This is a genomic window from Frankia sp. CgJB1, from assembly GCF_977947065.1.
Genome location: NZ_CDWTNB010000153.1, coordinates 1 through 9,802, shown reverse-complemented (window position 1 = coordinate 9,802; position 9,802 = coordinate 1). Strand labels below are relative to the sequence as shown.

Sequence of the window (9,802 nt, the reverse complement as noted above, 5' to 3'; positions counted from 1 at the left end):
TACTGCTGCATCGGCGGGGGCCGGGGGCCGCGCCGACATCGGGGCATGGTCGGATGATGGCTCGCTGCCGCCCTTGTCCGCCTGTCCCGGTCCCGGAGTTCACGGGTTTCGGTTCCCACCCGAGGTGATCGTGCTCGCGGTCCGGTGGTACCCGCGCTACGCGCTGGGTTCCGTTCCGCCCAGACGATCAGCGCCGGACACGCGTTCGTGCGGAATCTTCGCCGCGGACACTACGAACCTGACGTCGACGCCGACCCGTAGGTGCGGCTGACGGCTGCCTTCGCCGAACTCATGCGGGCGATCTGATCACCGATCCGGCCGGGTTCATCCTGCCGTACTGTCCCGCAATACAACAGACCCCCGGGGCCTGGCCCGCACCACTCCCCGGGCAACGTTCCGGGGAACGTTGCCCGGGAACGTTCCCCGGAACGCAACACGCCCGGGCCCCATCCCTATGGTACTCCTCCGGGAAAAACGGCCGCCGCGCGTGCCGTTGCCCGCGCCGACGACGGGTCGTACGACCTCGTGGCCGCCCTCGCCGGCCGGCGCTGGGCGGGTACGCCGCCAGCGGTTTCGCGGCGCCAATCCAGGTGCACCAGCGCGGGGAGGACGACCGCTCGCACCACGAACGCGTCGAGCGCCACACCGACCGCCAGACCCACCCCGAGCAGCTTCAGCGTGCGGGACGGCTGCGCCATGACCACCGACAACGCCAGGATCATGATGAGGTTCATGGTGAGGACGACGTGCCCCACGTCGGCGTGGCCGCGGCTGACCGCGTCGCCTTCGAGCGCCCGCCAGCCTGGCGCATCGGTTTCGCGCAGTCTGCTCAGCAGGCTCAGGTTCATGCCCGGGGACAGGCCGAACCCGACGACCAGCACGAAGACCAGGATGAACGGTTCGATCGGACCAGCCTGGAGGCCCAGTTTCCCGGCGAAACGGTCCTGCTGGAAGAGCGCCGCCAGGACACCGGCCGTTGCGAGGCCGCACGACAGCTCCGAAACGGCGAGTACGGCGGCAGTGACGCGCGAGGAGGCCGTGAGGAAGATCAGCGCGCCCACCGCGAGCAGGACCACGAACACGAACATCGGCAGCGCGCCGCGGAAATCCGCGGCCATGTCGGCGAACAACGCCGCCTGCCCGCCCACGTAGGCGCGGCTCACGGTGGGCCGCAGGACCGCCGGCAGGACGTCGTTCCGCAGTCGGTGCACCAGGTCGTAGGAGTCCGTCGACCGGGGACCCGCCTGCAGCAGCACCTGGATCAGGGCCAGGCCCGACTCGGGACTGTCGAACGAGGCGTACGCGTGTTTGACCCCCGGCGTCGTGTTGAGGGCGGTGACGACGTCGGTCACGGTGACGGTCCGGCTGCCCTCCCCCCGGTCGACGACGACGAGCATCGGCCCGTTGAGACCGCTGAAGAAGTCGCGGCTGACCACGTCATACGCGCGCCGCGCGGTGGCCGACGTGGGCTCCGCGCCCGCGTCGCCGCCACCGAGCCGCAGGGTGACCACCGGCGCTGCCAGGGCGACGAGCAGCACGCACGCCGCGGCCACGGCGACAGCCGGGTGACGCCCCACCTGCCTGGCCCACCACGATCGCACACCCGGCCGATGCGGTAGGCCACGACCCGTCGTGGTCAGGGAATGCCGTCCGAGCCAGCCCAGCATCCGGGTGCCGCCGAGGACGAGCAGCGTCGGCAACAGCGTGAGGGTGACCAGGGCACTGAGCACCCCGGCCACCCCGGCCGCGAGGGCGACTCCCGTGAACGGGCCCAGGTTCAGCAGGAGCACCCCGGTCATCGCCACGCTCAGGCACACGCCACCGGAGGCCAGGGCGGCTACCGACTTCACCATCGCCTCGGTGGCCGCGTCGACCGGGCTCACGCCCCGCGCCAACGCGGTCTGCGCCCGGTAGACGACCAGGACGGACCCGCCCAGGCTGACCCCAAGAGCGATCATGCCGCCAAGTAGAGCGGCAAAGGGAGTCGTCAGGACGTAGTGGGACAGCACCGTCGTGACGGCCACGGTGGTGACGGTGGCCATGGCCGCGACGACCGCGGCAATCATGGCGGCCACCCTCGAACGCAGGGTCAGGCACAAGACCGCCAGCGCGACGGCGAGGGCGGCCAGCAGCGGTCGGATCGGGACGCCGGCCAAGGTGAGCGCGGTCGCGCCCGGTCCGCCCAACTCCACCTGAAGCTCGGGGCCGCTGTAGGACCGGGCCGTGGCCGAGACCCGTCTGATCGCGCCGAGGTCGAGTTCGAGCGCCGACGCTTTCATGATTACCGGAGCCACCGCCGTGCGCCCGTCGGCACTGACCGGTGACACACCCAGCACCGTCCTGCCTAGTGGTCCGAACGGGTCGGCGACGGTGAGTACCCCCGGCAGCTTCCCGACGTCGGCGAGCAACTCCTCGACCTGCTGGTGCACCAGCGGGTCCGCCAGCGTGCCGCGCCTGGCGTGCAGCACGATCTGTTCGGTGTCCGGCAGGACGCCGCCTGGAATCACCTTGCGCGCCAGATTCATTGCCCGCTGCGACTCGGAACCGGGAACCGACACATCGTGGCTATATTGCGCGTGACCTGCGATCACGAAGAACACCGCAGGCAGGAGGAGCACCGCCCACATGCCGACCGCGATCCAGCGATGGCGGGCACACAGACGTGCGACGCCTGTCAACGCAACGATCAGCATGGTTGGCCCTTCGTTATTTTGGACAACCTATCTCGCGGGCAAGCAACGTCAATTACTCTTTGGTGGGGCTCTTTGGTGGGGATCATCGTCCGATAATTCTAGAGACGATTCACGAGAGACGGCACTTTACGGCGTTCCCGCACGCCTGGCCTCGTGATCGACCGTACCGCCACGAACTGCCCGACAACCGCTGTGACAAAATTTGTTCACCGGTTCCGGCACCACATTATTCGGTGGCAAGAATGTGGACGGCGGTATCGGTGCCGGTCGGGGTACCGCCGATGGCGGCACTGACCGGGCTGACCGGGCTGACCGGGCCGAGCGGGAGCTCCTCGCCCGCTTCACGGCCGAGGAGCGGGTCCCGACACGTCTACCGGTTGTAGGTGCTCGCCGGGTTCGAGCCGGGCAACCGGCGGGAGCACGCCACGGGCACCCTTTTGATCTTGCCGAGCCGGCGGCGCCCGCGAACCGCGGCCGGCGGCGAACCGGCCGATGGCCTCAGCGTCTCAGTGCAGCGGTCAGGTATCGTGAGATCACCCGCCGGCGTGGCGCAATTGGTAGCGCACTCGACTTGTAATCGAGCGGTTAGGGGTTCGAGTCCCCTCGCCGGCTCCAGACAGATGGTCTCTGACCTGCGGTTTTGCGAAATCGAAGATCATCTATTCAAGACAGAAATGGGTTTGTGTGCGCATTCGGCAATTGTGTGCAGGGAACGATCATGAACGGGGTGTCCTCTCCGGGCGCCTGGGCCGGGACCTGCGGTCGCGACACCGCCCCGACGACGGTTACGTTCCGTTATCGCCTGCCGTTCTGAGGGCGGGTAGGATCGGCAAGAACGATGCGTGGCGGCTGACGGTGGCCGGTCCGCCATCCCACCCCACGCCACCGCGGCACGGGGATCGGACGTTCACGGCGCCGCCAGGGTCGATGGCGGCGCCGTGGACGTGAACATGGCGACGGAGCAAGCAACCCGGTGTTAGCACCGGGGATCGCCGCAGCGTGGAACGGGATCCGCCGTGCCCCCACGGGTCCGCCCCGGTCAGGTCACCCCCGACCCGCACCGGCGACATCGACGCCATGGCCGACGCTATGGGCCTCGACGCGGGTCGCGGCCAGGTACGCCAGATCCGGATAGTCGAGATTCTTCGCGGTGAACGCCGCCGCGACGCATGCTTCGACGAGCGTGTCCAACGCCAGCCGGTGGGCCTGCTCGTCGGCCGCCAGACGGGGCCAGGCGGCGCAGGTGGTGAGCTGAGCTGACCGAGATCCAGCAGGCGGCTACCTCGGCTTACGGCGGCGCCGGTCAAGGGCCGCTATGCCGACCGCGGCCACGGCGACGACGAGCAGGCTGCCACCAAGCTGGAGCTCCTGCCAGAGGCGGTCATGCAGCGATGCGCTGGCGCTCACCTTCCGTAGCTCTCTGGTCAAGATCAGTGCGATGACGGCAAAAAGACCCTCCTGCTGGGCCAGCATGGACAGCGGCGGACGCACGAGCCGGCGCAACTCCTGATTTGTTGCTTCCTGGGCGTCCCACCGTTTCTGCTCCGCGGCGGCTCGCTCCGCTTCCCCGATACCGTCGATGATCAGGTTTCGTTCCCGTAGATACTGGTCCTGCAACAGGACGTGGCTGCCACGGCTGCCGGTCGCGGGCAGGAGCCGCAGCGCGTTGTCGATGCTGTCGAGCGCCGCGGCGTGGTGGCCGCACCGGCGTCGGCCGGTCGCGAGCCGGAAGTGGAAGGTGTGGTCCGTGGGGTACTCGGTCACGGCTTCTTCGGCGTGGCGCCGCAACAGCTCGGCGTGATCGGGCGCGACCCACAGGGCATGCAGGCAGATGTCGGGTGACCTGGCGGGAGCGTGGCCGGGCCGTCCACGCCTGGGTGAGGAGGCGGGTGGCGTCGTCGGTGGGCGTGCGGCTTCCGCAGGCGGCGAACGCGCGCAGGGCGACGAACAGCGGATTGTCGCGGTCGGGCGCCGCGAGCGCCAGAGGCGAGGATTCCAGGAACCGGTGGAGGTCGTCGAACCAGAAGTTCATGCGGAGCTTGCTGGCGTGATACACCGCCGCGAACGCGAAGACGGTGGGAGAGCCGCCGACCTGCTGGTCGATGCGGTCGACCACGCCTGTGAGATCCGCGCGGGACTCCACGCTGTCCCGGGTGATGAAGGCGTATCCGATCGCCCAGGTCTCGATGATCGTGCGGCGTTCAGCGGGGCTATCCTGGCCGCTGTGGTCCTCCAGCCAGCGGGCGCAGCGCGCGGCGACGGCCGCGATCGGCTCGGCCAGCAGCCGGCGCCGCCAGTACCGGTCGGCGCAGATTTGCCAGGGGCCGGCCACAAGGTCGGCGGAGGCGAGCTGGAACGGCGGTTCCACACCGGCGTCGACCAGCGCCGAGGCGACGTCCTCGCACACCCGGTCCAGTTCCCGCGAGTCGGCCGCCCTCACCTGCGACAGCGGCCGTACGATCGTGTCGATGTCCATGGCCCTCCTCGGTATGCGCCTCGTGCCGCCGTTGTCCACCACCGTCGTCGGCGTCTATCTTTTTCCGCGGAGCTTCTTCTTACGGGGTTGAGTACGCTGACCGGTCTCGCCGGTGCGGGTTTTTCGGTCGCGTTCCGGGCGCCGCGGGTTGACATCGTCGAGGACGGCTTCAAGGATAGCGATCGCCTCGACGAGAAAAAACCTTCTGTGTTCGGGGGTGATGGTAGAGGCGGGATGATCAAGCAGGAAAATCTTCGCCGTCGCGAGCAGATCTATTTCCCACAGGTCTCGGTGTTTGGGGTTGTGGGAGACCCTGGAGAAATCGCCGGGGAGGACCGTGTCGAGGAAACGGATGGCGTCGGTGTCGCTGATGTCGATACGCTCCCGGGTCGGGACACGGTGCGCCTCCGCCTCGTGCTGTCGGATCTGGCGGAGCAGGGTGAACCGCATCTGCCGTTGGGAGGGGAACACCGCGGTCTGGGTTGCGAAGCCGGCCGCGATGGCGGCGGCGGCCAGCATCCTGGCGGCGTCCGGTTGGCCCTTCCCCGAGGCGTCGAGCCGCGCCAACGCCTCCTCCCGGTAGGCGTGCGGGGCACAGTCCCGTAGGAGCGCGTGGGCCCGGTCCAGGGAACCGTCGGCGCGCACGTCCGGCCGGGCAGCGAGCTAACCGAAGGCGTCCGCGAGCTCGAACACGGCTTGATGCGCGGCCCGGAAGCGGGGCCCCGGATACAGCCGCCGGCCGGGCGCGTCGTCGTAACCGGCGATCGCATTGATCGTCGCGCTCACCGCGTCCGCGTCCCGATCGACCAGCGCGAGCACCAGCCGGCCGCCCAAGGCGTGCATCCGCCCGGTGCGCTCGACCACCTCCGGCGGCATCAGGTCAAAGATCGCGGAAAAGTCGTCAGTCATGGCTCCGTGCCTTCCCAGACGGTGTGGAGAAGCGGTGGGCGGTGGTGGGGCCACGACAGCCCATCGGTCCCCGCGGCCAGCTGATCAGGCGGAATCACCATCCCGCGGGTCTCGTCCCCGATCTCAGGGTCGAGGGTGACGTCGTACCAGGACGATCCGTCCGCGACGGTCTGCGCGGTGTCGTCCAACGACCAGGCCCAGCCGCGCACGTAGCCGTGCCGGCCTGCCGCGTCGGAGGGCCCGACGACGCGGACACGCTCATACAGCTGATAGCCGCCGCGTTCCCGAACGATCTCCGCCGCGGCGATGTGCGCGGCTCAGCCGGTGCACACCTCCACCGCCGGCTCCGGGCTCTCGCGAGCTATTCCCCGGCACAGCCCGTGCCAGCGCACACTCGACGGGGTCTCCCACGACCGGGTCAGCCAGGCCCACAATCCTGGTGACCGGCTCGCCGTGGCCATGGGGGGGCCTGCGCGGCGTGGGGCAGCTGGGCGGTGACGAGGCGGCGGACGCGGGCGGGGTCGTCGCAGTGCCACCGCACGCTGCCCCACGCCACCTCGGTCGGACCGAGGCCATCACGGTGGTGCAGGCTGACCAGCACGACGGCGAGGATGCCGCGGACCGCGACGACGTCCCAGCTGCCCGGGTCGGCGAGGGCCGGGCCGCCGGGCCAACTGCGGGTGGTCGCGGTCACGGCGCGCTGTTCGGCCAGCAGCCAGCCGTCTCGGTCGAGGTCCACCAGACCCTCACCTCCCCCGGATGTGCATGGCGCGACGGACCGGTTTCTCATGACAGTAGTAGCGCATTCCTCGACAGCACGGTCGGGATCGCCACGAAACTGGGTCTTCGAAGTTAACCGGGGTGGGCGTGAGACCCCAGCCAGTTTGGTAACTGTGCGTAATGTTTGCTTGACGTGGCCTGCTGTGGCATGCCTCGTGTCGTGACATGAATGGCCCGCAACCCCTGGCGATCTTGGTTGTTCCTGACGCAACCGAGAGGCCACGGAGCTACGGGCTTGGACGATCATACGAATGACGCGACGCGGTTGCTCGACATCGACGGTCTGACGGTGTCGCGCGTCGAGATGCTCGCGGACAGGACACGGCAGGTGTGGCTTGCGACCGCGGACGAGACGGCGCGGGCGTGCCCGGGTTGCGGGGTGTTCGCGCGCAGGGTCAAGGGCGTCGTGACCACTCGGCCGCGTGACCTGCGCTACGGCCCGTTCCCCCTGCGACTGGTGTGGGTTAAACGCCGCTGGTACTGCCAGGAGCCACTGTGCGCGAAGCGGTCGTTCACCGAGTCGCTGCCGGCGGTGCCGGCGCGGGCACGGTTGACGACCCGGCTACGCGAGCAGGCCGGCCGGCTCGTGGTCGACGGGATCTGCGCGACGGTGGTAGCCAGCGCGCGGCACCTTGCGCTGTCCTGGCCGACGGTCATGGACGCGGCGCGCGACGTGGCCGCGCCATTGACCGACACCGCCTCACCGCCGGTGGACGTGCTCGGGATCGAGGAGACCCGCCGAGGCCGGCCGCGCTGGCGGCCCGCGGACCCCGTTCCCACACCGGCGTCCCCCGAACCTGCTGGCGGCGGCCCCGCCGAGACCGTCGAGCCCGACCCGGCGGGTGGCGAGCCGGCGAAGGCCCGGGTGCTCGCCGACCGGTGGCATGTCGGATTCACCGACCTGGCCGGCGGGCAGGGCATGCTCGGCCAGGTCGAGGGCCGCACCGCCGACGACGTCGCGTACTGGCTGGCCAGCCAGACACCGTCCTGGCGCGACCGGATCACCCACGTGACGATCGACATGTGCACGGTGTTCGTCGCCGCGGTCCGCCGCTACCTGCCGGGCGCCACCCTGGTCGTCGACCACTTCCACGTCGTGAAACTCGCGAACGACGCCGTCACAGAGGCCCGCCGCCGGGTCACCACCCAGCTACGGGGCCGCCGCGGCCGCGACACCGACCCCGAATGGAAGATCCGTAACCTGCTGACCCGCAACCGCGAGAACCTCACCGACCGCCAGTTGACGAAACTGTGGAACACCCTCGTCGACCTCGGCGAACCCGGCCAGACGATCCTGACCGCCTGGATCGCCAAGGAAGAACTACGCGCGCTGCTCACGCTCGCCCGCACCCACCCCGCCCGCACGGTGATCGCCCACCGGCTCACCAGGTTCTACACCTGGTGCGCCGACGCCGCCGTCCCCGAACTCGAACGCCTCGCCACCACGATCAGCACCTGGTGGACCTGCATCGAGGCGTTCCTGCACAGCGGCATCACCAACGCCGCCAGCGAGGGCCACAACCGGGTCGTCAAGCTCGACGCCCGCAACGCCTTCGGCTACCGCAACCCCGAAAACCAGCGGCTACGAACACGTTGCGCAACCACCCGCCGAGCCCGCAGATGCCTCAACCCCGCTTAACTTCGAAGAGCCACGAAACTCGGGCGTGGCCGTGACGGGAGAGGGTGCCTTCCCATGGCGAACGATCCCCGGGAGGCGGGCCGGCGAGCCGTGGCGTGACGGCGACGACGGCGAACCGCCTTGGGTAGACGGTTCAGATCGCGGTTCACAGGTGGAGGGTGGTGACGACGCCCTGGTGGTCGCTGTGCCCGCCGGTGTCGACGAGCCGGTAGTCGGCGGCGGTGAGGGCAGGGACGGTGGATCTGATCGATCCTCATCCCACCGGCCGAGGTGGCCGCCCGCAGCGACGGATCGCCCGAGGCCGCCGCGAGGTGGTCGGCGACGTCCACGAGCCCGGCGGTGCGCAGCGTGGCGGACACGATCCTGTTGCCGCGCCACAGCGCCTCGTCGGTCTCGCGGGGCAGACAGCGAGCAATCCGATCATGGAACGGTACGGTGGACCAGTCCGGTTCGTCGTCGCCGAGGGGGCAGTGGTTGACGTCCCCGGCGAGAACTCCGAGCGGGCCTGCGCGCAGCAGCCGGGAGGCGATCAGCTGGGCTTCCTGCGCGGCGGCCAGGGCCGAGTAGGGCGTCAGATGGACGCTGGCCACCGCGAGAGAGGTCGGCGTTCCCGGGATGGTCAGGACCGCCACGCCGAAGCCGTGCAGGGTCTCGGCGCCGTAGCGGGTCTCCCATCGGGTCAACCGGAGCCGGTCCGGTCGCCACAACAGCCCGGTGTGAAAGCCGGACCGGGACGGGGCAAGCAGGCCCCGCATCCCGAGATCGTGTTCGGCGGTGGACAGACCGCTGCGGTCGTCGTCCCAGCCGTTGGCCTCCTGGAGACACAGCAGGTCGGGCTGGACCGCGCGGATCAGTTCGGCGAGCGCCGGCCAGTGCGCGCCGGGTGCGCCGCGGCGGAGGTTCAGGCCCATCAGCGTCAAGGTCAGGGCTGCCGGGTGGGTCACGGGGTCTCCTCGGTGGTCGTAGAAAGCGCAGTGGCAGTGACGAGGGCGCCCACGGCGAGGACAGTTCCCGCTCCACACAGGGCGAGCGCCGGGCGGGGGCCGAGCAGGTGGGCGAGCCAGCCGACCAGGGGCGGGCCCAGCAGGTTGGATCCCGAGGCGATCGTGAACCACACCGCCATGACCCGGCCGGTGAACGCCCGATCGACCGCCTGGTGCAGGTAGCCCTGCGCGAGGACACCCCAGCCAAACGCCGGGACCGACGCGACGAGCAGCATGAGCACCAGCACTCCATAGCAGGGCGCGGTCGCCGCCGCGGCCAGCAAGGCACCGGCCGCGGCGACCCGGATCGGGGTGCCCCCCG

11 protein-coding genes, 1 tRNA gene and 1 pseudogene are annotated in these 9,802 nt (G+C 69.9%); 5 read left to right on the top strand and 8 right to left on the bottom strand.

The window, feature by feature from the left end; genetic code table 11:
* Positions 1 to 56: 56 nt before the first annotated feature.
* Positions 57 to 166 (top strand): annotated as a pseudogene (locus AC08OT_RS15865) (IS6 family transposase); the annotation flags it as partial.
* A gap of 286 nt (positions 167 to 452) precedes the next feature.
* On the opposite strand, the gene AC08OT_RS15860 reads toward AC08OT_RS15865, so the two are convergent.
* Positions 453 to 2,693, bottom strand: a complete 2,241-nt coding sequence (locus AC08OT_RS15860) for an MMPL family transporter (protein WP_476593119.1) — start codon at positions 2,691 to 2,693, stop codon at positions 453 to 455.
* Between the two features lie 539 nt (positions 2,694 to 3,232).
* Between AC08OT_RS15860 and AC08OT_RS15855 the strand changes: the two genes are divergently transcribed.
* Positions 3,233 to 3,308 (top strand) — tRNA-Thr (locus AC08OT_RS15855).
* A gap of 462 nt (positions 3,309 to 3,770) precedes the next feature.
* Positions 3,771 to 3,953 carry a hypothetical protein gene (locus AC08OT_RS15850; RefSeq protein ID WP_476593118.1) on the top strand — a complete coding sequence of 61 codons (183 nt, stop codon included), beginning with the start codon at positions 3,771 to 3,773 and terminating at the stop codon, positions 3,951 to 3,953.
* Between the two features lie 18 nt (positions 3,954 to 3,971).
* On the opposite strand, the gene AC08OT_RS15845 is transcribed toward AC08OT_RS15850, so the two are convergent.
* Positions 3,972 to 4,457 carry a hypothetical protein gene (locus tag AC08OT_RS15845; RefSeq protein ID WP_476593117.1) on the bottom strand — a complete coding sequence of 162 codons (486 nt, stop codon included), beginning with the start codon at positions 4,455 to 4,457 and terminating at the stop codon, positions 3,972 to 3,974.
* Between the two features lie 356 nt (positions 4,458 to 4,813).
* On the opposite strand from AC08OT_RS15845, the gene AC08OT_RS15840 reads away from it, so the two are divergent.
* Positions 4,814 to 5,260, top strand: a complete 447-nt coding sequence (locus AC08OT_RS15840; RefSeq protein WP_476593116.1) for a hypothetical protein — start codon at positions 4,814 to 4,816, stop codon at positions 5,258 to 5,260.
* Here the strand turns inward: AC08OT_RS15840 and AC08OT_RS15835 are convergent.
* The 4 genes from AC08OT_RS15835 to AC08OT_RS15820 form a co-directional block, all read right to left on the bottom strand.
* Complete coding sequence (locus tag AC08OT_RS15835; RefSeq protein ID WP_476593115.1) at positions 5,224 to 5,814, bottom strand: hypothetical protein; 591 nt, start codon at positions 5,812 to 5,814, stop codon at positions 5,224 to 5,226. The genes AC08OT_RS15840 and AC08OT_RS15835 overlap by 37 nt on opposite strands.
* Positions 5,815 to 5,832: 18 nt before the next feature.
* On the bottom strand, positions 5,833 to 6,078 hold the full coding sequence (locus AC08OT_RS15830; RefSeq protein WP_476593114.1) for a hypothetical protein: 246 nt from the start codon (positions 6,076 to 6,078) through the stop codon (positions 5,833 to 5,835).
* The gene (locus AC08OT_RS15825) at positions 6,075 to 6,287 is read right to left on the bottom strand and encodes a hypothetical protein (protein ID WP_476593113.1); all 213 of its coding nucleotides are present in this window, start codon (positions 6,285 to 6,287) and stop codon (positions 6,075 to 6,077) included. Before AC08OT_RS15825 ends, AC08OT_RS15830 begins: the two co-directional genes overlap by 4 nt.
* Positions 6,288 to 6,496: 209 nt before the next feature.
* Positions 6,497 to 6,817 (bottom strand): hypothetical protein, encoded by a 321-nt coding sequence (locus AC08OT_RS15820; RefSeq protein WP_476593112.1) that lies wholly within the window; start codon positions 6,815 to 6,817, stop codon positions 6,497 to 6,499.
* 276 nt (positions 6,818 to 7,093) lie between these two features.
* On the opposite strand from AC08OT_RS15820, the gene AC08OT_RS15815 reads away from it, so the two are divergent.
* The gene (locus AC08OT_RS15815) at positions 7,094 to 8,497 is read left to right on the top strand and encodes a transposase (RefSeq protein WP_476593111.1); all 1,404 of its coding nucleotides are present in this window, start codon (positions 7,094 to 7,096) and stop codon (positions 8,495 to 8,497) included.
* Here the strand turns inward: AC08OT_RS15815 and AC08OT_RS15810 are convergent.
* Positions 8,494 to 9,441, bottom strand: coding sequence for an endonuclease/exonuclease/phosphatase family protein (locus tag AC08OT_RS15810; protein WP_476593110.1), 948 nt, complete (start codon positions 9,439 to 9,441; stop codon positions 8,494 to 8,496). The two genes, AC08OT_RS15815 and AC08OT_RS15810, sit on opposite strands and share 4 nt — an antisense overlap.
* Positions 9,438 to 9,802: hypothetical protein (locus tag AC08OT_RS15805; RefSeq protein WP_476602971.1), on the bottom strand; the 365-nt coding region annotated here is incomplete at its 5' end. The genes AC08OT_RS15805 and AC08OT_RS15810, both read right to left, overlap by 4 nt.